The organism is Ferdinandcohnia jepli (genome assembly GCF_047246645.1).
Classification (GTDB): Bacteria; Bacillota; Bacilli; order Bacillales; family Bacillaceae_L; genus Ferdinandcohnia.
This window is the reverse complement of sequence record NZ_JBFOKR010000007.1, coordinates 1-25209: the sequence shown is the minus strand read 5'-3', so window position 1 is coordinate 25209 and position 25209 is coordinate 1. Positions and strand designations below refer to the sequence as shown.

Here is a 25209-nt window from a genome sequence, read left to right as displayed (position 1 = left end):
ATCATTTAAAGAGAAAGACTTTAATTAGCTTTTGTTATTGGTGCAAATTTTGCCAGTAATCTCTTAATTCCAGTTGGGCTTGGGAAGGCAATATCAAGTTCTTTTGATTCACCTTCTCCTTTTACACTAACAACTGTACCAATTCCCCACTTTTTATGCTCTGCCCTGTCGCCTACTTTCCAGCCAATTTCATCGCCACCAGTTGATGTTGCTATCGGACGAGCAAAGGATTTGCGTTCAGACTGACTTACCGAACTAGAAGGTGTAAATGGAGTACGCATTTGTTGCTGTCTCTGCTGCTGCATTTGTTGTCTTTGCTGCTGCATTTGTTGTTTACGCTGTTCTCCTAAATCCTCTATTAATTCTTCCGGAATTTCACTTATAAAACGAGAAACTGGATTCATATTTGTGCGCCCGTATAAGGTTCTCATTTGAGCATTTGTTAAATAAAGCTCTTCTTCTGCACGTGTAATACCAACGTAGGCAAGTCTACGTTCTTCTTCCATTTCTTCCTCATCCATTAATGAACGACTATGCGGGAATACCCCTTCTTCTAGTCCCATTAAAAAGACAACCGGAAACTCTAATCCCTTTGCTGAATGAAGTGTCATTAAAACAACTGCATTGTTTTTATCATTTTCATCTTCATCTAATTTATCAATATCAGCAACAAGCGCTAAATCTGTTAAAAATGCAACTAAGCTTTTATCATCGTTTTGTTTTTCAAAATTCTGCGTAACAGATAAAAACTCGTCAATGTTTTCTAAGCGACTTTGTGCTTCAATTGTTTTCTCAGCTTTAAGTATCTCACGGTATTCTGTTTTCTCTAAGACACTTTCCACTAATTCAGTAACTGATAAATAATCCTGCATTTGATCCCAGTTGTGAATTAGACTTCTAAAATCTCGTAATGAATTCGTGATTTTCGCACTTAAACCAATATGCTCCACTTCCTGAAGGGCTTGGAATATTGAGATATCATTCGCATTAGCATAATTTGCTATCTTATCAATTGAAGTAGCACCAATACCACGTTTTGGTACATTAATAATCCTTGTTATGCTAATATCATCATCCGGATTCGCAACCACACGTAAATACGCTAGAAGATCTTTAATCTCTTTTCGATCGTAGAACTTTATTCCGCCGACAATTTGATAAGAAATATTTGATTTTAGTAATACTTCCTCCATAACACGTGATTGTGCGTTTGTGCGGTATAGGATAGCAATATCTGCAAAGGTTCTCTTACCATTATCAACTAATTCTCTAATTTTCCCGGCAACAAACTGAGCTTCCATTGATTCACTATCAGCACGATAATAGAGAAGCTTAGCACCTTCATCATTTTCAGTCCAAAGCTTTTTTGGTTTACGATTCGCATTTTTTTCAATCACCTGGTTTGCTGCTTGAAGAATACGTTGGGTTGAACGGTAATTCTGTTCTAGTAAAATAACACTGGCATTTGGGTAGTCTTTTTCGAATGAAAGGATATTCGCAATATCTGCCCCACGCCAACGATAAATGGATTGATCAGAATCCCCAACAACACAAAGATTCTTAAATCGTGTTGCAAGTAATTTTACAAGCATATATTGTGCACGGTTCGTATCCTGATACTCATCCACGTGAATGTATTGGAACTTACGTTGGTAGAATTCGAGCACTTCGGGTACACGTCTGAATAGTGTAATAGTAGTCATAATTAAGTCATCGAAATCGAGAGCCTGGTTTTTACGAAGACGCTTTTGATACATCGTATAAACATCACTCACAACCTGTTCGTACATCCCGCCAGCAGTTTTTTCATATTCTTCCGCTGAAATCAGCTCATTTTTTGCACTGCTTATTGCCCCAAGGATACTACGTGGGTCGAACTTTTTCGGATCAAGATTTTTCTCTTTTAAGATATTTTTAATAACCGATAACTGGTCAGTTGTGTCTAGTATTGTAAAATTGCGATTAAAGCCAAGTCGATCAATATCCCTTCGTAAAATTCGTACACACATCGAGTGGAACGTTGAAATCCAAATATCTTCAGCCGCTCCTCCTAATATTCCTGCTACACGGTCTTTCATTTCACGAGCAGCCTTATTTGTAAAGGTAATCGCTAAAATGTTCCAAGGAGCAACCTCTTTTTCAACCATTAAATAAGCAATACGGTGGGTTAACACTCTTGTCTTACCACTTCCCGCACCAGCCATTATTAAAAGTGGTCCATCTGTTGTTTTCACTGCCTCTTGTTGTTCTTTGTTTAGACCCGCTAACAATTTATTACTTAAAAATTGCACTTGTTCCACCGCCCTATATAAATGTTCATCAAACATACGTTCTATTTTACCTGATTTTCTACAGCTTTTCCATATCTTCTATATTGTAATTACCCTTTAATAGCTTGTACCGTTTTAAGAGCAGCATCAATATCTTCATACACAAAATTTCCAACCACAATTGTATCCGCATACTGACTCATTTCTTTTGCCTGCTCCACGGTTTTAATGCCCCCGCCATAAAATAATTTTGTATTCTTTAATTCATTACTAACCTTTTCCACAACCTCACTATCGCCATACGTACCACTATATTCGAGATAAAAGATAGGAAGAGAAAACATTTTCTCAGCCATTGCAGCATAAGCTACAACATCCTCGATACTCAATTCTGTATTAGCATGTGTTAACTGTGCTGCTTTGCAATCTTTATTTAAAATACAGTATCCCTGCATGATAATTTCATCCCAATTCATTACATCCCCAAACGACTTCACCGCTTCATGATGTAAGCCCATCATCCAATTTGTATCCGTACTATTCATAACAGAAGGGATAAAATATAAATCAAAGCCAGGTGTGACTGACTCAATATTTGAAATTTCTAATACACATGGTACTGTATAACGGCGAATGCGCGACATTAATGCAAGTACATTATCCAATGTAACTCCATCACTACCTCCAACTATAATGGCATCCGTACCTGATTCACAAACTCTCTCTAATTGTTCATCATCAATTTCCTTATTTGGATCAAGTTTAAAAACATGTCTCCACTCTCTATAATCGTACATGAAGATCCTCCATTCATATATCCATTTCTCCATTATATCAAAACTCACGCCATTATTAATACCTCTACACAATTCCAAGTGAACCAATTTAATCCTGTTAGATTAAAAGCGTAAGCGCCTTGGAAAAAGGAACATCGACTAATGGCCGCCACGTCCTGTGCGTCGGAACCCTGACGAGGAGGCTCGATAAAAAGCAAAGCTTTTTTCCTGCGAGGTTTTTCCTCACGAACCTTCCCTCAGTGTTGCCGCCGCAGGAGGGGTGAAGCGACCTCGAGGGGCTAGGCGCTGAAGCTGGATATAGACACACTCTACTAAAAAAAAAAGCCGAAACACATTGTTTCGACTTTTTTCTTTCCTATTTTTCTTCAGTTTCTTTTAAACGATCTAAAGCCATTTGATAGGCATCATTTCCATAGTTTAAACATCTCTTCACACGGGATATTGTTGCTGTACTAGCGCCAGTTTCAGTTTCAATTTTATGATACGTATTACCTTCTTGCAGCATTCTTGCAACCTCAAGTCGTTGAGCTAATGATTGAATCTCGTTAACCGTACATAAATCATCAAAGAATCGATAGCATTCTTCCAAGTCGTTTATTGATAGAATTGCATTAAATAACTGATCTAGTTCTTTACCACGTAATTTATCAATTTGCATATAGTTTCTCCTTTAATGTTCTTTATTAAATGTATAATTAGTTTCCAAATGAAACGGCGCCTGTAATTCCTGGTGATGTTGGAATAATATTAATCCATGTTTTCCCCGGGACAAATCCTACCTCTTTTCCATTAGAGAATGGGATAATTCGTCCATTTACATTTTGCCATTCTATTTCTTTTGCTTTGCCTTTTTGTAACAAGTACCCTTTTCCACCAGAAGTTGTATCAATCGTTCTTCTTCCCGCTTCATCAATTACTTGATGACTCATTTCCACAATAAACACATTATCTAGGAGAACAGGCGTATTTGTTTCACGATCTACTGTTTGTTCACCTGCACTATATCGTTCGTATCTGCCTTCCTCAGCATTAAAATCGTATACTGCGGCAAATGTATCTCTTGATGAATAGGAAACTCTAACGTGTTCAGCCGTTGTTCCCTCAATAGTCTCTATTTCTTCGTCAGACAAAAACGTAAATGCCTGAACTTCTTTATCCATCGAATATCCTTCTTGTTCCGCCCCTTTAACAATGTTCTCAAATGAGATGTAAGAATTATGAGGAGCTACTCGATGATCTGCTCTCCAGAATAAACTGCCATCGTAAACCATACCATTAAGGTTATCAATATTTCCACTATTTAAGATTTGCTGCGCCTCTGGACTCCATCCATGTGCTACATATAAAGAATCGTACCCTTTACTTAATTCAATATAATAATCACGAGCACTACGGACCGGTCCAATGATTTCAGGCTTCTCACTTTGAAAAACGGCTAAAAATCTTGTAACATCTCCTTCTGCTAAAACCTCATACACAACGTCAGCCATATGCAGACCAGATTGTGGACGTGCCTTCGGATGATTATTAACCATAACTGCATAAGGACGATTTGATACTTCCTCATCAGTACCTAACCCTGTTAATGGAAACATGTTTTCTAGTTCTGGCTCTTCTGTCACAACAGGTTCTTCTTGTTTAGGCCCTGTATCTTCTTCTTTTACTACCTCTTCTTTTTTATTACAAGCTGCTAAAAATAGTACAAGTATTATGCCGAATAATAGTAAACTTTTCTTCATCAAAAGCCACAACCTTTTTCTAATTATTACTAATTTTACACTTTTATATTTTAACGCATTATCGACGGAAAGAGTACAGTTTTATTCATAACATCATAAATTCCTTGTGGTGTAATGCGTATATATGGCAAGTGCGTCGAAGATAAGAACGATAATGTATAGATTGGGTCGCTATGATTGTACCCACGCTCTCTTAGAAGAGTATCAAATTCCTTCTCTAAAGACATTAACTCTTCTACTGATTTCGTTGAAGTTATTCCACCTATTTCGAGTGGTATTTCATGAATAATCTCGCCATTTTCAGTTAAAACGATTCCACCGCCAAGTTCCTTCATACGGCTGAATGCAAGCATCATATCTTGCTTATTCTTTCCAATTAACACAAAATCACCCGTATTGGAAAAAGAACTAGCAAAACCGGACACCCTGTTAGCAAACCCTTTCACAATTGTATTTACTCGCCACTTTCCATTACGGTCTATAAGCATTATAAAACTTTCATCATGTTTCATGGACAATTCATCGTATGATGCATCAATTGTAATGGAGTAAGGTTTCATAATAACTGCATTTTCCATTTTCATCCCAAACGGCATGGAGAATTGCAGGTCATCCATTGTTAAATCCCAGTTTGTCGATACATGTGAAAAGCCATGACTTTTCCATGGAAACGCTTTACTAAATTCGTGTACTTCATCGTTTCTTTTAACCCATATGCCTTTTGCCAGTACTGACTCCGGAGTTGGGTTATCTTTTGAGGACAAGATATTAAGATTCGCTACACGGCCCGTCGCAATCATTCCATGTAGATGCTCGATATGATAATGACGAGCAACATTAATGGTTGCCATATTATATGCATCGATAAGCGGAACTCCTTTATCAATGGCTATTTTAATCATATTATCGATAATTCCATGTTCGTAAAAAGCAGGAGGTGATCCATCCGTTGTGAACACAAATTTATCATATTGATCGATTCCTAACTCATGAATTTCATCAAGGATAGTTGGTAAGTCAGGTCGTATCGAAGAATAACGTAAAGATGTTGTATATCCTTGAAGTAATCGATTCATGACATCTTTTCCTGTCATTGATTCATGATCACAATCAGCTCCTAACAACATTAATTTTGCCAATGTTTTTTCGGATGCTCCAGGAAAATGACCTTCAATTTTTTTACCTTTACGTTTTGCTTCTTGTATCCAATGTAACATTAGATCATCACCAGCTAAAAGCTTCGGCCAACCTGTTAATTCTCCACCTTGAACAACCGAATCATGATCCAGCCAGCTAAGCACATTTCCATTTGAAAAAGCTTGTTCTTCGTTCTGGATTTCTGTTTGTGCATCAAGCCTGCACCACCAATACATAGATACCGGCAAGTTCTTCATCTCATTCAAAAAAGAAAACGCTTTCTTTTTTGTTAATTGTAAAGCAAGCACCAGATTGTCATTTATAAGTGTAGTCGTACCAGTCTGTGATGCATACTGAGCAAATGTATGGGGATTATATAAATGAAAAGTATGGGCATGTGGTTCAATATAACCCGGCACTATATATTTTCCATCACAATCAACTACTTCACATCCTGTGAGATCAGCGGGTAGTTGTTGGCCGACATAGATTATGCGGTCTTCATAGATCCAAATATGTGCATGTAGCCACTTCTTAAGCATTTGATTTAAATATGTTACATTTTTCAATAAAATTGTTGGGGACTTCTTCCCATCTATTACAGCAACATGTTCCCTGAGTTGCTTATTTTTCCAACGATACCGTTGCTCAGGCATAAACATCTCTCCAATCTCTACCATAGCTTCATATGAAGCTATTATTATCGTACCATATTAACCAATTTAACGCACTAAAGAGTTTAGATAATTTTAAATTTTTTCTGCAATAAATTTTCGGGACAATTTATAACCGTATAAAAATTTAGTTATTGTAGAAATGATATGACAACGGGGGTAGTATTATGAGGCCAAATATAGGCATGATTAACGCTTTAATCCGTATAACGTGTGGATTTACAATGCTTGCGTGGGCTACAGCAAAAATGGTAAAACGCCCTTGGCGCGAGAGTTTTATCATAGTAGCAATGCTTGGTGGTATGAAAGTAGCAGAAGGGATAACTCGCTTTTGCCCATTAACTGCTCTTTTTAAAGAATATATGGAAAAAAACCAAGATGAACAAAACAATGACAGATTACCCGACGTAATTAATCCGACTTAAAATAAAAAGGTAAGAAGGCGTCCACCTTCTTACCTTTTATTACCTACAGAAAGGAGTAGATTGAATTTGTCATTTTGGGAATATGCTTCAGATATGTTATTTGTCCTTATTGCAATTATAGGAGGAATTGTTGCCATTTCCTATGCTTACATTAGGAAGAAACGCGCGAGATAGATCTGTGTCCGATATCCTTACGGTAAAACAGGTTTGAACATTGAATATTTTCCGCCTCACGATAGACACAGTTTTGCGCCTCTTCAAGTGTTTCGGCTTGTGCAACGAGAGTTACGACCCTTCCTCCGTTAGTAACAAATTGTCCATCAACTATAGCAGTACCTGAATGGAAAATGTTAATGGTAGTATCTAGACTAGAAAGTCCCTCTATAACAGCACCATTCTCATAACTTTCCGGATATCCTTTAGATGCTAAAACAACTCCAATTGCCGCTGAACTTGACCAAGACAACTCAACTTTTTCTTTAGCTAGTAACCCGAATATAACCTCAACTAAGTCGTTCTCAAGTCGCGGAAGAACAACCTGTGTTTCTGGATCTCCAAATCTTGCATTAAATTCTATCACCTTTGGCCCGGAGGTCGTTAAAATAAGGCCCGCATAAAGAACTCCTGTAAATGGTCTTCCTTCCAATTCCATTGCCTTAACTGTTGGTTTGATTATCGTTTCAACAGCTTCTTCTACAACTGTTTCTGGAATCTGTGGAACAGGCGAATAAGCACCCATTCCTCCAGTATTTGGCCCCTTGTCGCCGTCAAAAGCACGTTTATGATCTTGTGAAATGACCATTGGGTATGCAGTTTCCCCGTCTACAAAGGCCATTAACGAGAACTCCTCGCCTTCAAGGTACTCCTCTATCACGACTCGTAAACTCGCCTCGCCAAATTTACCAGCCTCCATCATGTCATAAAGACTTGTTAAAGCCTCATCAACACTCATTGCAACCGTTACACCTTTTCCAGCTGCTAGACCGTCTGCCTTAATAACAATTGGAGCCCCTTTTTCAAGGATATATGATTTTGCTTCTTCATAAGAGGTGAATGTTTCATATGATGCTGTTGGGATTTGATAGTTTTTCATAATTTCCTTCGCAAAAGACTTACTACCTTCAAGTAGAGCAGCGTCCTTTGATGGGCCAAATATCTTTAAACCCTCAGCTTGAAACTGATCCACAATACCATTTATCAATGGAACTTCTGGACCGACAATTGTAAGGTCCACTTTTTCAACTTTCGCAAATGTCAACAAGGCATCAAGGTCAGCTTCATTGATATTCAAAATAGTTGCTACATCACTCATACCTGGATTACCAGGTGCTACAAATACCTCATCCACCTTCTGACTTTGAGCAACCTTCCAGGCTATTGTGTGCTCACGTCCACCTCGTCCGATGATAAGTACCTTCATTTAGTCCACCTCTTTACGATGATTTTTCGAAATTTCTAGTGCTTGAAATGACGTACTCCTGTAAATACCATGGTAATTCCGTACTCATCTGCTTTTTTAATCGAATCTTCATCGCGAATCGAACCACCTGGTTGAATAATCGCTGTTACACCCGCTTTAGCAGCTGCTTCTACTGTGTCATCCATAGGGAAAAATGCATCAGACCCTAAAGCAGAACCTTGTGCCTTTTCACCAGCTTGTGCAAGTGCAATATTCGCTGCTCCTACACGATTCATTTGCCCCGCACCAATTCCAATTGTCATATCGTCTTTTGCTAAAACAATTGCATTTGACTTAACATGCTTAACTACCTTCCAGGCAAGCTTTAAATCAGCCCATTCCTTTTCAGTTGGCTCGCGTTTCGTTGGAATTGTGATCGTTGCATCCTCAAAAGTATAAACGTCTTCTTCTTGTACTAATAAACCACCACGAACAGAAACTAACTTCTTTTCAACCTCTTGTTTCTCAGCAATATTAACCGTTAATAAACGGATATTTTTCTTTGAAGATAGAATCTCAAAAGCTTCTTCACTAAAGGAAGGTGCAATCACAATTTCTAAGAAAATTTCATGTAACTTTTGAGCTGTTGATGCATCTACTTCGCGGTTCAATGCTACAATACCACCAAAAATTGAAGTCGAATCTGCTTCATATGCTTTTTGATAAGCTTCTTCTATAGTAGTTCCGACCCCTACACCACATGGGTTCATATGTTTAACTGCAACAACTGCAGGTTCTGTAAACTCCTTGACTATTTGAAGAGCTGCATCTGCATCATTAATGTTGTTGTATGATAATTCTTTCCCATGTAATTGTGCTGCAGACGCAATCGAGAACTCCGTTGAAAGTGGCTTTTTATAGAATGCAGCCTTTTGATGAGGATTTTCACCATAGCGTAGATCTTGCTCTTTCTCATATGTAACTGTTAACGATTCTGGGCTATCTTCTCCAGCTTCCTTCGTTAAAAATTCTGCAATTACTGCATCATAGGCTGCTGTATGACGAAATACTTTTGCTGCAAGCTTTTGCTTGGTTTCAGCAGCTACTGCACCAGTCTGATTAAGCTCATCTAATACTTTATTGTAGTCTTGTGGATCAACTACCACCGTTACATACTTGTGGTTTTTGGCAGCTGAACGAAGCATAGATGGTCCGCCAATATCAATATTTTCAATTGCCTCAGCAAATTCAACATTCGGCTTCGCAATTGTTTGCTGAAACGGATATAGATTTACTACTACTAAATCGATTGGTGAAATTTGATGCTCGTTAAGTTGTTTTACATGTTCTTCATTTTCTCTAACCGCAAGTAATCCCCCATGAATATTCGGATGTAGTGTCTTTACTCGTCCATCCATAATTTCAGGAAAGCCTGTTACTTGAGAAATACCTATAACGGAAAGACCATTTTCTTCAAGCATACGTTTTGTACCACCCGTTGAGATAACCTCAATACCATGATCTATTAAACCCTTTACAAAAGGGACAAGTCCTTCTTTATCTGATACACTTACAAGCGCTCGTTTAATTGTCACTGTAAAATCGCTCCCTATGTTTGTCATAATACCGTCCTTACAGAGTTGATAGACTTTTACTGGATGAAGTGAATAATGACTGTAATGTTTGTGGATAAAATTCATGTTCAATTTGATGAATCTTTTTCTCCACACTTTCCAACGTATCATGGTCTTCAATCACTAGCTCTTTCTGAGCAATAATTGGCCCGGTGTCCATGCCTTCATCCACATAATGAATCGTAACACCCGTTTTCATCACGCCAGCTTCAAAAGCTTGACCAATAGCATCCTTACCTGGAAATTCCGGTAAAAGCGAAGGATGGATATTAACAATTTTATGACGATAGGCTGATAGCAAGGTTTCACCAATCAGCCTCATATATCCTGCTAATACAATAAAGTCCACATCTTTCTCTTTCAATATCTGAACGATATCTTTTTCAAAAAAAATCTTACTTGGATATTCTTTAGGTGAGAAAATAAAGGATTCTACACCTGCAAGATCAGCACGGGAAATTACCTTAGCCCCCGGTTTATCACAAACAAGCAAGACAAGCTCAGCTTGCAAAAAACCAGACTTAACTGAATCAGCTATGGCTTGAAAATTTGTCCCGCTCCCAGAGGCAAATACCGCTATCTTTTTCATACAAGCGCTCCTCCGCCAAAGGAAACTCCTGCCCCTTCTTTTGCACGGCCGATAATATACGCCTTTTCACCTTGTTCCTCAAGAAGTTTGATAACATCATGAATATCAGCTTCGTCTATAGCAAGAACCATACCTATTCCCATATTAAAAATACTAAACATTTCTAGTCTGTTTAGGTTCCCAGTCTCTTGAAGTAAATCAAAAATTGCCGGAACTGGCCATGAGCCATAATCGATTTCAGCACCTATACCCTTTGGAAGCATACGTGGGATGTTTTCAATAAAGCCCCCACCAGTAATATGGGACATTCCCTTGACCGTAAACTGCTGCATCGCCTTCAAGAGCGACTTTACATATATTTTCGTTGGTTGAAGCAGCTCTTCACCAAGTGATTTTTCGAGTCTACCATAAGTTTTTGCTAGGTCTAATCCACCTTCTTCAAGTAATACCTTGCGAACAAGTGAGTATCCATTACTATGAATACCACTAGAAGATAAGCCGATGAAAACGTCACCTGGATTAATTGAATTCCCCGTAACAAGCTTTGATTTTTCAACAACGCCTACTGAAAAACCAGCGAGATCGTATTCATCTTCTGCATACATACCAGGCATTTCTGCAGTTTCGCCGCCAATTAAGGCACAGCCTGCTAGTTCGCATCCATCCGCGATCCCTTTTACAATTTGTTCAATTTTTTCAGGCAATGCCTTTCCACAAGCGATGTAATCTAGAAAATATAACGGCTCAGCACCTTGAACAACAATATCATTTACACACATCGCGACTGCATCTATTCCGATTGTATCATGCTTATCCATCATGAATGCCAGCATAAGCTTTGTGCCGACTCCATCTGTACCTGAAACCAACACAGGTTCTTTTACATTTATCTTCGAAAGATCAAACATTCCCCCAAAGCTTCCGAGTCCCCCCATCACTTCAGGTCTAACTGTCTTTTGCACATGCTTTTTCATTCTGGTAACAGCTTCATAGCCTGCTTCTATATCTACTCCGGCTTGCTTATAAGCATTTGCCATCCTTACGAACACTCCCTACCTGTATTCTACGAACGTCTTGAGTTAATGATTGTTTCTCATAAACTCTTTACTTTATTTCCCATTGTTTTATAGGTTATGGTGATTTCCGCTCCTGGCACTCGCTTTCCGCGGGCGGACCGTGAGCCTCCTCTACGAAATGCGAAAGCGGCTTGGTTAGAAACGAGGAAATTGGCCGCCAATAACGCCACGTCCTGTGGCTTTGGCGGCACTAGCACATCCTGTGCGTCGGAGACTCCGACAAAAGAGGCGCCTTTTACCTCTGACGGAGGAGTTGAAATTTCTCGAGTTTCTAGCCGCTGAAGCTAGACAGGTCGCAAGCTCCTGCGGGGTCTCACCTGACTTGCACAGGACAAGGAATGCTCCGGCAGCATATGCATCGCACGAAGAAAATGCGTAGCATTTTCGAGGATGTGCTGACGTCTACGTTAGCCACAGGACGTGGCGGTCATTAGTAGACGTTCCTATGAACTTCCCGCAGGACTTTGAGAGGCTTCTTTGAATTCTCCCACGCACGAAGAAAATGCAAAGCATTTTCGAGGAGTCTCATGCCATGCGCTCCAATCACCCTTGTAGTAACTAATCAACAATAGTCACTTGAAAATACTAAAATAGCAACATAGAACATAGTAATGAGATCACTATTTAATCTCGATTCCTCACACATAAACCTTCTCATGCGGTAACACTGTATCTGGAAAAATCTCTGTCGGATATTTACCAGTAAAACAGGCCATACATTGACCACGGCTTTCACCTTCATACGGTCTTCCAATTGCTTCTACAAGACCTTCTGGGCTTAGAAATGTTAATGTATCCGCTCCAATAATTTGACGGATTTCTTCCACCGAATGAGCCGATGCAATCAGTTCCTCGTGTGTTGAGGTGTCAATTCCATAAAAACACGGATTTTTGATTGGAGGTGAACTAATACATACATGCACCTCAGTTGCACCCGCATCACGCAGCATTTTTACAATTCGTCTACTTGTTGTACCACGTACAATCGAATCGTCTACCATTACAACGCGCTTACCTTCTACCACTCCACGTACAGGTGAAAGCTTCATTTTAACCCCTTGCTCACGTAGAGATTGTGAAGGTTGAATAAACGTCCGGCCAACATAACGGTTTTTGATTAATCCTAGTTCGTATGGAATACCGGATGCTTCTGCATAGCCGATTGCCGCCGAGATACTAGAATCTGGTACGCCTGTAACAACATCTGCTTCTACCGGTGCTTCAAATGCAAGCTGTTTACCTAGGTTTTTTCGTGCTGTATGAATATTAATTCCATTGATTGAGCTATCCGGACGTGAAAAATAGATATATTCCATGCTACACATCGCACGGTTCGTGTTTAGTGAAAATCTTTCAGATGTCATACCTTCATCCGTTATTACAAGAAGTTCGCCAGGCTCTACATCACGCTCATAGGTTGCACCTACAACATCAAATGCACAAGTTTCAGAAGCTATAACATACGCATCACCAAGGCGGCCAACTGATAAAGGACGAAGACCATTTGGGTCAAGCGCAACAAGCATTTTCGTTTCCGTCATAATGATAAAGGCATATGCACCTTTTAACATTGATAACGAATTTTTCACACGGTCCTTAATTTTTGTATATCCGCTCCTTCTCGTTAAATGAGCAAGAACTTCAGTGTCTGATGTTGTTTGAAAAATACTTCCTTGATTCTCTAACTGATGCTTTAAGTCATTTGCATTTACTAGATTTCCATTATGTGCAATTGCAAGGCCACCAACTTGGGAATGGAATAGAAGGGGCTGAACGTTTTGAATGCCCCCACCACCTGCAGTAGCATAACGTACATGCCCCATCGCCGCTTTTCCGTGTAAGTTATCTAATTGGCCGTTGCTAAATACTTCATTAACGAGGCCTTCCCCTTTTACAATACGAAGCTTTTCTCCATTACTTACAACAATACCAGCACCCTCTTGACCTCGGTGCTGCAAGCTATGCAAACCGTAATAAGTGATTTGCGCGGCATCCGGGTGCCCCCAGATTCCAAATAAACCACATTCTTCGTTTAAGCCTTTGAGTTCAGCAAGCATGGGATAGCTCCTTTCCATGTTCTTTTTACCTCTTCAACAGGGAGGTTAACAAGATTGTTTCCTTCTTGATCCTGGATGAATAGAGTTCCCTCTTCTATTACTTCTCCAACATAAGTCGCTTCTACAAGTTGTTCAAACTTGGCTTTATTTTCTGGTTTAACAGATACAATAAAACGGGACTGTGTTTCACTAAATAATTCAACTACAGCCTCACCATTAATAGTAGCTCTTGCTCCTAACCCTTTTGATCCAATTGCACTCTCAGCTAATGCTACAGCGAAACCGCCCTCTGCAATATCATGAGCAGAAGCAACCAATCCGGCACGAATCGCAGCAAGGACTTGCTGCTGACGTTTTCTTTCAATCACTAAATCTAACTCTGGTGCCTGACCAAAGATTTTTCCATTCAATAACTTTTGTAATTCACTACCACCGAACTCCGGCTTTGCCTCACCTATTACATAGATAAGGTCTCCTGCTTGCTTGAACTCTTGAGTGGTAATATGAGCTACATCTTCAATTAATCCAACCATTCCAATTACAGGAGTAGGGTAAATCGCTACGCCATTTGTCTCATTGTAAAGCGAAACATTCCCTCCGATAACAGGTGTACCTAAGGCAACACATGCCTCACTTATTCCATCAGCAGCCTTTTCAATCTGCCAAAAAATCTCTGGTTTTTCTGGGTTACCGAAGTTTAAGTTATCTGTAACAGCAAGCGGTTCTCCACCAGAACATACGATGTTACGTGCCGCTTCACTAACAGCAATTTTCCCACCAATTTCAGGGTCTAAATATAGATATCTAGAGTTACAGTCTGTTGTCATTGCAAGTGCCTTTTCAGTTCCACGAACACGTACAACTGCAGCATCCGAGCCAGGTGAAACAACAGTGTTTGTTCGAACCATATAGTCATACTGATCATAAACCCACTCTTTACTTGCTATTGTAGGTTGAGCAAGTAAATCTAGTAGAGTCTTCTCTAAATCTATAACAACAGGAGTTTCCACATTCATCGCTTGAAACTCACGATAATACGCAGGCTCACTTGATGGCTTATGATATACTGGTGCATCTTCTGCTAATGCATCAACAGGGACATCTGCAATTACATCACCCTTGTGAAGTAATCGAAGCTTTTTATCATCTGTTACCTTTCCGATTGCTACTGCTTCAAGGCCATATTTCGTTACGATGTCTTGAATCTCTTGCTCCCTGCCTTTTTCAACAACGATTAGCATACGTTCTTGAGATTCTGAAAGCATCATTTCATAGCCTGTCATTCCAGTTTCACGTTGTGGTACTAGGTCAAGGTCCATCTCAATTCCTGAACCTGCTTTACTTGCCATTTCTGCTGAAGAACTTGTTAATCCTGCAGCACCCATATCTTGAATTCCGACTAACGCATCACATTTTACCAGTTCAAGACAAGCTTCAAGTAATAACTTCTCCATGAATGGGTCTCCCACTTGAACCGCTGGACGCTTAGCATCTGACTCATCTGAAAGCTCTTCAGAAGCAAAAGTAGCACCGTGTATTCCATCACGACCTGTTTTTGCCCCTACATACATGACTGTATTGCCAATACCTTTTGCCAACCCTTTTTTAATATCTTCATGATTAATTAAACCAACACACATTGCGTTTACAAGCGGATTTCCTTCGTATGATGGATCAAATTGAATTTCTCCACCAACTGTTGGAATTCCAACACAATTTCCATATCCCGCAATTCCTGCCACTACTTCTTCAAACAAGTATTTCACACGTGGAGAAGTTAACTCACCAAAACGAAGCGAGTTTAATAATGCAATTGGTCTTGCCCCCATTGAGAACACGTCACGAATGATTCCTCCAACACCAGTTGCTGCACCTTGATAAGGCTCAATAGCAGAAGGGTGATTATGACTCTCAATTTTAAACACGACTGCTTGGTTATCTCCTATATCAACAATTCCAGCCCCTTCTCCGGGACCTTGAAGAACACGTTCTCCACTTGTTGGGAACTTACGTAATACCGGCTTCGAGTTTTTATAGCTGCAATGCTCTGACCACATAACAGAAAACAAGCCTGTTTCTGTATAGTTTGGAAGTCTTCCTAAGATGTTTTCAATTAACGCAAACTCAGAATCATTTAATCCCATTTCACTATATATTTTTTCAGCCTTAATTTGCTCCGGACTTGGTTCAAGAAGTAACGACATGTGCTGCTAACCTCCAATTTTTCACAATTGATTGAAATAGCTTTCTTCCATCTTCACTACCTACTAATTCTTCTACTGCACGTTCTGGGTGCGGCATCATACCAAGGACATTTCCTCTTTCATTCGTAATTCCTGCAATATCCATGATGCTACCATTTGGGTTTGCGTCATGATACGTAAACGCAATCTGGTTATTTTCTTGTAATCTAGCAAGTGTTTCCTCATCGCAATAATAGTTTCCTTCACCATGTGCAATCGGAATCGTTATGATTTCACCTGCTTTGTATTCTGAGGTAAACATGGTTGTATTATTCTCAACTCGTAACTCAACTGGTCGACACATGAATTTTAATTTTTCATTTCGTCTCATTGCACCTGGGAGTAGTCCCGCTTCTAATAAAATCTGAAACCCATTACAAACGCCTAACACAGGTTTACCAGCCTCTGCAGCCTTAACAACTTCTTTCATGACATTTGAAAAACGCGCGATTGCGCCTGAGCGTAAATAATCTCCGTAGGAAAACCCTCCAGGCAATAGTACACCATCAAAACCATCTAAACTTGTTGCATCATGCCACACATACTCAACTTCTTCGCCAAGCGCATCCTTTATTGCATGATACATATCTACATCACAGTTAGAGCCGGGGAATACGATGACCGCAAATTTCACAGCGCGACAACCTCCTCAACTTCATAGCGGTAGTCTTCAATTACTGTATTTGCTAAAAGCTTTTCACAAATTTCTCGTACTGTTTGGTCTAAATTCGTAACCTTCTCATCAATTGTTAATTCCATATACTTACCGATTCGGACATCCTTTACCTCGTTATAGTTAAGGCGATGTAACGATCCTTTTACAGCACTACCTTGTGGGTCTAACACACTTTCTCGTAATGTTACGTATACCTTCACTTTATAGTTCATGCTATTTTTCCTCCTAAACGATGTAAAATTTCAGTATATGCATCTGTTAAATTACCTAAATCACGACGGAATACATCCTTATCAAACTTTTCATTCGTGTCACAATCCCACAAACGGCAAGTATCCGGTGAAATTTCATCAGCTAATAAAATAGACCCTTCATTTGTTACACCAAACTCAAGCTTAAAATCTACCAGTCTAATATTTAATCCTGAAAAATATGTTTCTAATACTGAATTAATTTTTAGCGCCTTTTCCTTAAGCTCAGAAACCTGTTCCTTTGTAGCAAGCTGCAACATGTCAATGTGATCCTCTGTAAAAAGCGGATCCCCTAACCCATCATTTTTGTAATAAAATTCAACAACCGGTTTTTCTAACTGTGTACCTTCTGAAATTCCAGTTCTTTTTGAAAGGCTTCCAGCAACTACGTTTCTCACTACTACCTCAAGTGGTATAATCGTGACACGTTTTACAAGCTGTTCCGTTTTTGAAAGCTTCCCAATAAAATGTGTCTTGATTCCCGCAACATGTAATTTAGAAAATAGTAAACTCGTAATCTCGTTGTTTAAACGGCCTTTTCCTACAATTTGAGCCTTTTTCTCACCATTAAATGCTGTTGCATCATCCTTATATTCCACTAACACAATTGAATCTTCCGCTGTTTGGTAGATTTTTTTCGCTTTCCCTTCATATAACAAAGCCAGCTTTTCCACGTTCAGGTCTCCCCTCAATTTAGGTCTCTTTTCGATAAGCTGGTGGTTGGAGCTACGTGGCTGCCAACCACCAAAAAGATGCTAAAAATCGTAAATTTGAATTAAAAATCGTATTTTCAGATTAAAAACCGTATTTTCGTATTAAAAATCGTATTTTTCAAATAAAAACCGTATTTCCAAATTAAAAATCGTATTTTTATTTTTTTACCTGTTTTATAAGCCCAGACGGTCAAAAATCATATCTACATGCTTAATGTGGTAGTTATAATCAAAACAATCATCAATTTGTGCTGGAGTTAAACGACTTGTAATCTGTTCTTCAGCCTCAAGTAAGTCACGGAATGGAACTTGCTTTTCCCACGCTTCCATCGCCTTCGGTTGAACTGTATCGTACGCCTCTTCCCTAGCCATTCCAGAATCGATTAACGCTAATAACACACGTTGTGAATAAATTAAACCAAGTGTACGGTCCATATTGCGCTTCATATTTTCTGGATAAACAGTTAAGTTCTTCACAATGTTTCCAAAACGGTTTAGCATATAATTCAGCGCAATTGTTGCGTCTGGTAAAATGATTCTCTCGGCAGATGAATGAGATATATCGCGTTCATGCCATAATGGAACATTTTCGTAGGCTGTCATCATGTATCCACGGATAACACGTGCCAATCCAGTCATATTTTCAGAGCCAATTGGATTTCGTTTATGTGGCATTGCTGAAGACCCCTTTTGACCCTTCGCAAAAAACTCTTCTACTTCTCTTGTTTCACTTTTTTGTAACCCACGAATCTCTACTGCAAATTTCTCGATAGATGTAGCGATAAGTGCTAGTGTTGACATATAATCAGCATGACGGTCACGTTGCAGCGTTTGCGTTGAGATAGGTGTAGGTGAAATACCTAGCTTTTCACACACATACTGTTCAACAAATGGGTCGATATTTGCATACGTACCAACTGCTCCAGAAATTTTTCCAAATTGAACTCCATTTGCAGCATTCTTAAAGCGTTCTAAATTACGTTTCATTTCTTCATGCCATAAAGCCAACTTTAGCCCGAATGTTGTTGGCTCAGCGTGAACACCGTGAGTACGCCCCATCATAACGGTATATTTGTGTTCCTTTGCCTTTTCAGCTACTATTTCTACAAATCGTTCAAGGTCCTTCAATAAAATATCATTTGCTTGTTTTATTAGATAAGAAAGAGCTGTATCAACAACATCAGTAGAAGTTAATCCGTAGTGAACCCACTTTCGTTCTTCACCCAACGTTTCAGAAACTGCACGAGTAAAGGCTACAACATCATGTCTAGTCTCTTCCTCTATTTCTTTAATTCGATTTACATCAAAGGATGCGTGTTTACGAATTAATGCCACATCCTCTTTTGGAATCTCTCCTAGCTCTGCCCAAGCCTCACAAGCTAAAATTTCTACCTCTAACCATGCCTTGAAACGGTTTTCCTCCGTCCAAATAGCACCCATTTCCTCTCGTGTGTAACGTTCTATCATGATTTATCCTCCGATCACTTCTTGTGGTATATTCCATATATGTAATGAATTCGTTTTTTCTAACGCATCCTCGATAGTATTTCCTAAAACGGTAACATGACCCATTTTACGCTTTACTTTTGCTTCCTTTTTCCCATATAAATGCACCTTAACATGTGAAAATTGAGAAACACTCTCTAGCAGGGACTGCACATGCTCACCTAATATATTTGTCATTACTACAGGTCGAAGCAGCGTAGTTTCACCAAGTGGCCAATTACAAACGGAACGTACATGCTGCTCAAATTGAGAAGTTTCACATGCATCTATCGTATAATGACCTGAATTATGAGGTCTTGGTGCCAATTCATTAATAAAGATTTCTCCTTCGCTTGTTACAAACATCTCAACAGCTAATGTTCCTACTAAATCAAATTCAGCAGCCAGCTTCATTGCCATCTCTTTTGCTAAGAACTGAATTTCTACTGGTATCCTTGCTGGAACAATCGATTGGTGCAAGATATTATCAACATGTACGTTCTCTGATACAGGAAATGTTTTTATCTCACCTGCAGAATTTCTGATAACAATAACCGAAATTTCTTTTTGAAAAGTAACCCATCCCTCTAAAATACATGGACCCACTTTAAGTAGTTTACTAGCTTCATTAATGTCATCCTGCTTTTTCAGTACAAATTGGCCCTTGCCATCATAGCCTCCACGACGCGTTTTTAGGACTGCTGGCACACCTATTCGTTCAACGGCATCATGTAGATCAGATTCGTTATCCACTAGAAAAAATGATGCCACTTGTAACCCACTCTTCTGAATGGCATTTTTCTCAGTCCCACGGTCCTGGGTGATTTTTAACAATTTACTTCCTTGAGGTAAATTCGCATTCTCTTCAAGCCACGTTAATGCTTCATAATCAATATTTTCAAATTCGTATGTAATCACATCGCTATGTGAAGCTAATTCTTTAATTGCATTTAAATCATCATAGTTTGCAGTTATCTCTAGATCTGCTATCTGTCCACATGGTGAATTTGGAGTCGGATCAAGAACCGCAACATTGAATCCCATCTCTTTTGCCGAAATTGCCATCATTCGGCCAAGCTGCCCACCACCAATAATCCCAATGGTTTGACCAGGTAAAATTCGATTATTCAAGTTCATCACTACTTTCTAGTACTTGAATTTTTTTCTGCTCTCTCTTTTCAACAAGCGCACGATCCCATTCAGGATTTGAAGTGCCTAGAATAGATGCTGCTAAAAGTCCCGCATTCTTTGCACCAGCTTTACCTATAGCTACAGTTGCTACTGGTACACCGCCTGGCATTTGAACAATCGATAATAGAGAATCTAACCCGTTTAGAGCTCTTGATTGGACCGGCACACCAATTACTGGGATTGTTGTTTTTGCGGCTACCATACCTGGCAGATGCGCTGCACCGCCTGCTCCCGCAATAATAACCTTAATACCGCGTTCTTTTGCTGTTTCGGCATATTCGAACATTAAGTCAGGTGTTCTATGTGCGGAAACAACCTTTTTTTCAAAAGGAATACCAATTTCGTCTAAAATCACACATGCTTCCCTCATTGTTTCCCAATCAGAAGTACTTCCCATGATTACGCCAACTACTGGATTCATTTTATCCTCCCGTTATCTTAAACTTATCAAAAAATGCCCATGGTAGGACTGTCCCGAAAAAAGGGAAAGCAATCCTACCTGGGCACTTTTAAGACAAGTCTTTAAGTTAAGGTAAAATTATACTTTTCCCTCATAGTCCAATAATTTACGGTTATCGGGTAGAAACTTATGGGCCATATTCCCAAGATTATATGAGGTCTTATTACTTTAATCTTAACAACAGAGGTTTTGGATGTCAATTAATATCGAACAATTATCCATTATAATAATTTTAACGTTCGTGTTTTACTCCATTTTACCTTCGAAAATTATTTTTCGGCCACATGGTTCGATAATAATCTCACCATTCCTTTCCACTTCTTGAAACAGTGGTTCTTCCATTCTTCTTACCGGCATGTACCCTTCCTTTTTCATCCGTTCTAAGCATTGGTCAATCGTTTCATTTTCCAACACCTCAAACTTTAACTTGGTTTGTTTTTTCATGATTCAAGCTTACCTCTCTTTACAGACTTCACCCAGAAACCGCCATGTATTGTCTTGGGTTCATATGCAATTATAAATGCTTTTGGATCTAACTCCTGAATCGTTCTATATAACTTAAGTTCGTATTTACGAGGCGTTAAAATCTGCATGGAAAGCCTGTCACCTTCTCTTCCCGAGGATGGCCAGGTTGTAACCCCATAACCTTCATCACGAAGTCTCTTAGGCAAATCCATTTCATATTCCTTTGTAATTACATTAACTGTAATATAGCCTAACGCAAGCATCTCCTCAATTTTCATTCCAACAATTACACCAATTCCATAGCCTACAGCATATGCTATTAAATTCTGTATTTCATTTAAATTATCTAACACCAAACCAAGACCAATAACGTAAATGACAACCTCAATCGTACTTAGAAAGGCAGCAGCATATCGCTGTCCCTTCATCGTTAAAATCATCCGAATCGTAAAAAACGAGACATACACAATATTAATGACCAAAATAATAAGTACCATAACATAAGCATTTTCTAACAAAATTAACCCCCCTTACTTTCCTTACATATGTGTAGCTTTCCAAAGTATTCATTTTACTAAACATTTTCCCAAAACGAAACTGCAGTAAACATGTTTGCATATTTTTATAGGCACATATATCACTTTACACCCATATACTAGAGAAGCAAAACACAGACTGGAGTAGATTGTTATCAGGAGGGTTCCCAATGAAAATGGATCAATTTAAAAGAATGACCGACTGGAGAAATCAGTGGGATCACTTTTTCGGAGAAGAATTTTGGAATGGATTTGCACCATTTTTTGATAATGCCCACTCACAACTTAACCTATATCAAGGAGAAAATGAACTATTAGTTGTACTCAGCCTCCCAGGACTTGCGAAGGTAGAGGATGTTGATATCTTTGTGAATCATCAGACTCTTGAAGTGAAGGGGAAAATTAATCTTAATTTTAAAGGCTTTGATATCATTCAGGAGGGCATATTCCAAGGAAAGTTCGAACGCGAGATTCCTTTGCCATATACGGTAAAAGAAGACCGAATAAAAGCTACCTATAAAAGAGGGCTTCTCCTTATCCACCTTCATAAACTAATACCAGATGATTCTCGTAAAAAAGTGGATGTTATAGATGCAGAAAAGTAAAATGCCCCAGCAAACGGGGCATTTTTTTAGCTAATAGGAGAGTATATGATACTTTCCTAAACGCATAAGTGCAACTACGGTTCTGCGAGAGCAGAGTTTTCTTTATTGCTGCCAGCGAGTTTCACCAATTTGTAAAACAGCTAATTGCTTCTTCGGCAATTTTAGTCTATCCCATTCTTTTAAAAAACGTTCAAGTGCCTCTGGACCGTTATCGTCTGCTAATCGATAGGCTCCATAATGCATCGGAATAAATAAGCTTCCCTTTACCTCAAGAAAGGCTTTAATGGCGTCTTCGGGATTTATATGAGAATCCTTCATAAACCACTCCGGTTCATATGCACCTATTGGCATAAGGACAACATCAATATTAAACTTTTCTCCAATTTCTTTAAATCCTTTAAAATAGCCAGTATCCCCAACAAAATAAACAGTTTGATTTGTTAGTGTATCTTCTATTATCCAACCACCCCAATGTGAAGTGTTCATATCTTTAATTCCTCTTCTTGTCCAGTGTTGCGCCGGAACAAACGTAATTTTCAGACCGTTAGTTGAAAATTCATCCCACCAATTTGCTTCAATAACATTTTTATATCCCCTCTTTGTAAAAGCAGAACGGAGACCAATGGGTACATAAAAAGTAGGTTTTCCTTTTAAACGCTTAATTGAACCAAAATCTAGATGATCATAGTGACCATGAGAAATTAAAACGACATCAATTTCTGGTAACTCTTCTATAGGAATGCCAGGTTCCGTTAACCTCTTTTGAAACCCCATTCGTTTTGCCCAAACGGGATCTGTAACAATATTTATACCATTTACCTGAAGTAAAAAAGTCGAATGACCAATCCAGGTTATCGACGAGCACTCTCGGTTCTGATACACTTTCTGAATCTCTTTGTTCTCATATTGCTGAATCTGGACAGATAAATCCTTCTTATTAGCACGTCTTTCCTTCGACCAACGTCTCATATCTGCAAAGCTTTTTGTATTACTTACATTGTCATAGTTTGTGTATCTTTTTCTGGCCATTGGTTTTAATCCTTTCATCGCCTCGTTAATGTGGTATAAGCGTATCATACTAACTCTTTCATAGCATAATTTCTCTTCTTAAAAAAGAAGGAGAATACAACAAAGTAAAGAATAATTACACGATATATCAAATAATGGAGGAAAAAAATGATACAAATTTATAAATTCGATTGTACAGATAAGAGCTTTGAAATCATATCTTCTCTTTATAATAAGATTTGGGATCAAAATGATTCTGAGGTAATTTATCGTTTTAAAAAACATGCATCTTATGATGGGTTCAAGGGACTTGTTGCTGTCAATAAAAACGGAGATGTAATTGGCTTTACGTATGGCTATACTTCCATGGAAGGACAATATTATAGAGGGCTATTAGAAAAACATCTATCAGAGGAAGAAACAGAAAAATGGTTAACTGACTGCTTTGAACTTGTCGAACTGGCAGTCCACCCAGACTACCGAAAAAAGGGAATCGGAAAAAGCTTAATTGCGGACCTTTTAGAAAATGCAACAAATTCAACATCAGTGCTAACCACACAAAAATCAAATATAAATGCACAATCACTATACAAAAGCTTGGGGTGGAAGGAAATTAGTAATTCTTTCTTGCCAGATGGTAAAACTCTTTATATCATAATGGGCAAAAAGTTGATGGTTGGTTCAAAATAGGATATCTAGTCCCGGTTTTGGAGATTTTTAAGTGAATTTTTCATAATTTGATAGATTAATAGCAATCTGCACTAGTTTTGAGCTAAGGCGAATTCAACTTAATTTAGGTTATGCATTATAATTTGAATTTACGATTTTTAATTAAAAAATACGGTTTTTATATTGAATTTACGGTTTTTAAATCAAATTTATGGTTTTTAATTAACATTTACGGTTTTTAGCAATTTCTGGGGCGGCATTTGACCTTCTTAATCACCGCGTATGCATTTTTTGAGACGTTAAATTAAATTTGTGCATTTTAATCAAAATTTATCATTTTGGCAATTTTCCCAAGCTATAGTACTCAATCAAAACATAATAGAAAACATCAGTTACATTAAAACCTTTTTATAAATATTAGAAAACTCGGCGATTGCCGAGCCTTTAGGCGACAGCAGAGCCGTAGTTGTACTTATGCAGATAGGAAAGAATTTTACACTTTCCTATCTGCAAAAAAAAAACCAGCCATATCAGCTGGTCTTTCTCTCGTGCCTAGCGACGTCCTACTCTCACAGGGGCAATGCCCCAACTACCATCGGCGCCGGAAGCTTAACTTCCGTGTACGATGGTCGGCTTCCGATGAACTTCAGATTTCTGCGTCAACTGCACTCTCTCCAATCCTCATGTACATAGTACATTCCGGTTGTCGTTCCCTTGCTTCCTTGAACTCTTCGCTCCTCGAAACCCAAATATTTTCTTATTTTCAATACTCGATATGCGTTTGTATACTTTTTCCATAAAACCTTACGGTTTTAAAACACAAAAAAGACCAGCCATTCCAGCTGGTCTTTCTCTCGTGCCTAGCGACGTCCTACTCTCACAGGGGCAATGCCCCAACTACCATCGGCGCTGAAAAGCTTAACTTCCGTGTTCGGTATGGGAACGGGTGTGTCCTTTTCGCCATCATCACTAGACTATTGAAGGTTCATTCCTTCAAAACTAGATAACACTCACACATTCAAAGAAATCAATATTGGTTAAGTCCTCGATCGATTAGTATCAGTCAGCTGCACACGTCACCGCGCTTCCACCTCTGACCTATCAACCTCG

Annotated in this window: 24 protein-coding genes, 1 rRNA gene and 1 riboswitch; of the genes, 4 read left to right on the top strand and 21 right to left on the bottom strand. The window is 38.9% G+C overall.

All coding sequences use genetic code 11. From position 1 onward, the window contains the following. Positions 1-20 precede the first annotated feature (20 nt). The 5 genes from pcrA to AB3M96_RS08585 all read right to left on the bottom strand — a co-directional run bounded on the left by pcrA (position 21) and on the right by AB3M96_RS08585 (position 6599). Positions 21-2291 (bottom strand): DNA helicase PcrA, encoded by a 2271-nt coding sequence (gene pcrA, locus AB3M96_RS08605; RefSeq protein WP_412967377.1) that lies wholly within the window; start codon positions 2289-2291, stop codon positions 21-23. Between the two features lie 89 nt (positions 2292-2380). After that, positions 2381-3067, bottom strand: a complete 687-nt coding sequence (gene pcrB, locus AB3M96_RS08600) for a heptaprenylglyceryl phosphate synthase (protein WP_412967180.1) — start codon at positions 3065-3067, stop codon at positions 2381-2383. Positions 3068-3422: 355 nt separating this feature from the next. Beyond that, complete coding sequence (locus tag AB3M96_RS08595; protein WP_412967179.1) at positions 3423-3725, bottom strand: YerC/YecD family TrpR-related protein; 303 nt, start codon at positions 3723-3725, stop codon at positions 3423-3425. 37 nt (positions 3726-3762) lie between these two features. Further along, positions 3763-4806, bottom strand: coding sequence for a DUF3048 domain-containing protein (locus tag AB3M96_RS08590; RefSeq protein ID WP_412967178.1), 1044 nt, complete (start codon positions 4804-4806; stop codon positions 3763-3765). A 50-nt stretch (positions 4807-4856) separates the two neighbouring features. Then, positions 4857-6599 carry an adenine deaminase C-terminal domain-containing protein gene (locus AB3M96_RS08585; RefSeq protein ID WP_412967376.1) on the bottom strand — a complete coding sequence of 581 codons (1743 nt, stop codon included), beginning with the start codon at positions 6597-6599 and terminating at the stop codon, positions 4857-4859. 185 nt (positions 6600-6784) lie between these two features. On the opposite strand from AB3M96_RS08585, the gene AB3M96_RS08580 reads away from it, so the two are divergent. Both AB3M96_RS08580 and AB3M96_RS08575 read left to right on the top strand, forming a co-directional pair. Then, a complete protein-coding gene (locus AB3M96_RS08580; protein WP_412967177.1) occupies positions 6785-7042 on the top strand; it encodes a YgaP family membrane protein in 258 nt (85 codons plus the stop codon). A 93-nt stretch (positions 7043-7135) separates the two neighbouring features. Continuing rightward, positions 7136-7216, top strand: coding sequence for an EYxxD motif small membrane protein (locus tag AB3M96_RS08575; RefSeq protein WP_412967375.1), 81 nt, complete (start codon positions 7136-7138; stop codon positions 7214-7216). Here the strand turns inward: AB3M96_RS08575 and purD are convergent. From purD to AB3M96_RS08505, 14 genes are all read right to left on the bottom strand, one after another. Further along, on the bottom strand, positions 7194-8462 hold the full coding sequence (gene purD, locus AB3M96_RS08570) for a phosphoribosylamine--glycine ligase (RefSeq protein WP_412967176.1): 1269 nt from the start codon (positions 8460-8462) through the stop codon (positions 7194-7196). The two genes, AB3M96_RS08575 and purD, sit on opposite strands and share 23 nt — an antisense overlap. Positions 8463-8497: 35 nt before the next feature. Then, on the bottom strand, positions 8498-10063 hold the full coding sequence (gene purH, locus AB3M96_RS08565) for a bifunctional phosphoribosylaminoimidazolecarboxamide formyltransferase/IMP cyclohydrolase (RefSeq protein WP_412967175.1): 1566 nt from the start codon (positions 10061-10063) through the stop codon (positions 8498-8500). A gap of 10 nt (positions 10064-10073) precedes the next feature. Further along, positions 10074-10664 carry a phosphoribosylglycinamide formyltransferase gene (gene purN, locus AB3M96_RS08560; RefSeq protein WP_412967174.1) on the bottom strand — a complete coding sequence of 197 codons (591 nt, stop codon included), beginning with the start codon at positions 10662-10664 and terminating at the stop codon, positions 10074-10076. Beyond that, positions 10661-11701: a phosphoribosylformylglycinamidine cyclo-ligase gene (purM, locus tag AB3M96_RS08555; protein WP_412967173.1), complete on the bottom strand. Its 1041-nt coding sequence runs from the start codon at positions 11699-11701 to the stop codon at positions 10661-10663. Before purM ends, purN begins: the two co-directional genes overlap by 4 nt. A 677-nt stretch (positions 11702-12378) precedes the next feature. Beyond that, positions 12379-13797, bottom strand: a complete 1419-nt coding sequence (purF, locus tag AB3M96_RS08550) for an amidophosphoribosyltransferase (RefSeq protein ID WP_412967172.1) — start codon at positions 13795-13797, stop codon at positions 12379-12381. Beyond that, the gene (gene purL, locus AB3M96_RS08545) at positions 13773-16001 is read right to left on the bottom strand and encodes a phosphoribosylformylglycinamidine synthase subunit PurL (RefSeq protein WP_412967171.1); all 2229 of its coding nucleotides are present in this window, start codon (positions 15999-16001) and stop codon (positions 13773-13775) included. Before purL ends, purF begins: the two co-directional genes overlap by 25 nt. After that, complete coding sequence (gene purQ / locus AB3M96_RS08540; protein WP_412967170.1) at positions 15985-16674, bottom strand: phosphoribosylformylglycinamidine synthase subunit PurQ; 690 nt, start codon at positions 16672-16674, stop codon at positions 15985-15987. The genes purL and purQ overlap by 17 nt, the downstream gene beginning before the upstream one ends. Next, the gene (gene purS, locus AB3M96_RS08535; protein ID WP_412967169.1) at positions 16671-16928 is read right to left on the bottom strand and encodes a phosphoribosylformylglycinamidine synthase subunit PurS; all 258 of its coding nucleotides are present in this window, start codon (positions 16926-16928) and stop codon (positions 16671-16673) included. The genes purQ and purS overlap by 4 nt, the downstream gene beginning before the upstream one ends. Further along, the gene (gene purC, locus AB3M96_RS08530; RefSeq protein WP_412967168.1) at positions 16925-17641 is read right to left on the bottom strand and encodes a phosphoribosylaminoimidazolesuccinocarboxamide synthase; all 717 of its coding nucleotides are present in this window, start codon (positions 17639-17641) and stop codon (positions 16925-16927) included. Before purC ends, purS begins: the two co-directional genes overlap by 4 nt. A 213-nt stretch (positions 17642-17854) precedes the next feature. Next, positions 17855-19147, bottom strand: coding sequence for an adenylosuccinate lyase (gene purB / locus AB3M96_RS08525; protein WP_412967167.1), 1293 nt, complete (start codon positions 19145-19147; stop codon positions 17855-17857). Between the two features lie 3 nt (positions 19148-19150). Further along, positions 19151-20302 carry a 5-(carboxyamino)imidazole ribonucleotide synthase gene (gene purK / locus AB3M96_RS08520; RefSeq protein WP_412967166.1) on the bottom strand — a complete coding sequence of 384 codons (1152 nt, stop codon included), beginning with the start codon at positions 20300-20302 and terminating at the stop codon, positions 19151-19153. After that, the gene (purE, locus tag AB3M96_RS08515) at positions 20289-20777 is read right to left on the bottom strand and encodes a 5-(carboxyamino)imidazole ribonucleotide mutase (RefSeq protein ID WP_412967165.1); all 489 of its coding nucleotides are present in this window, start codon (positions 20775-20777) and stop codon (positions 20289-20291) included. Before purE ends, purK begins: the two co-directional genes overlap by 14 nt. A gap of 113 nt (positions 20778-20890) precedes the next feature. After that, a riboswitch (purine riboswitch) is annotated at positions 20891-20992 on the bottom strand. 70 nt (positions 20993-21062) lie between these two features. After that, positions 21063-21260, bottom strand: a complete 198-nt coding sequence (locus tag AB3M96_RS08510; RefSeq protein WP_412967164.1) for an NETI motif-containing protein — start codon at positions 21258-21260, stop codon at positions 21063-21065. Continuing rightward, positions 21257-21799 (bottom strand): DUF2179 domain-containing protein, encoded by a 543-nt coding sequence (locus AB3M96_RS08505; RefSeq protein WP_412967163.1) that lies wholly within the window; start codon positions 21797-21799, stop codon positions 21257-21259. The genes AB3M96_RS08510 and AB3M96_RS08505 overlap by 4 nt, the downstream gene beginning before the upstream one ends. A 188-nt stretch (positions 21800-21987) precedes the next feature. Between AB3M96_RS08505 and AB3M96_RS08500 the strand changes: the two genes are divergently transcribed. Continuing rightward, positions 21988-22422, top strand: a complete 435-nt coding sequence (locus AB3M96_RS08500) for an Hsp20/alpha crystallin family protein (protein WP_412967162.1) — start codon at positions 21988-21990, stop codon at positions 22420-22422. A 102-nt stretch (positions 22423-22524) separates the two neighbouring features. On the opposite strand, the gene AB3M96_RS08495 is transcribed toward AB3M96_RS08500, so the two are convergent. After that, positions 22525-23451 (bottom strand): MBL fold metallo-hydrolase, encoded by a 927-nt coding sequence (locus AB3M96_RS08495; RefSeq protein WP_412967161.1) that lies wholly within the window; start codon positions 23449-23451, stop codon positions 22525-22527. A 147-nt stretch (positions 23452-23598) separates the two neighbouring features. Here AB3M96_RS08495 and AB3M96_RS08490 point away from each other — a divergent pair, with 147 nt between their 5' ends. Then, positions 23599-24120 (top strand): GNAT family N-acetyltransferase, encoded by a 522-nt coding sequence (locus AB3M96_RS08490; protein ID WP_412967160.1) that lies wholly within the window; start codon positions 23599-23601, stop codon positions 24118-24120. An 837-nt stretch (positions 24121-24957) separates the two neighbouring features. Here AB3M96_RS08490 and rrf read toward each other — a convergent pair. Further along, positions 24958-25073: ribosomal RNA gene (gene rrf, locus AB3M96_RS08485) — 5S ribosomal RNA — on the bottom strand. Positions 25074-25209 lie beyond the last annotated feature (136 nt).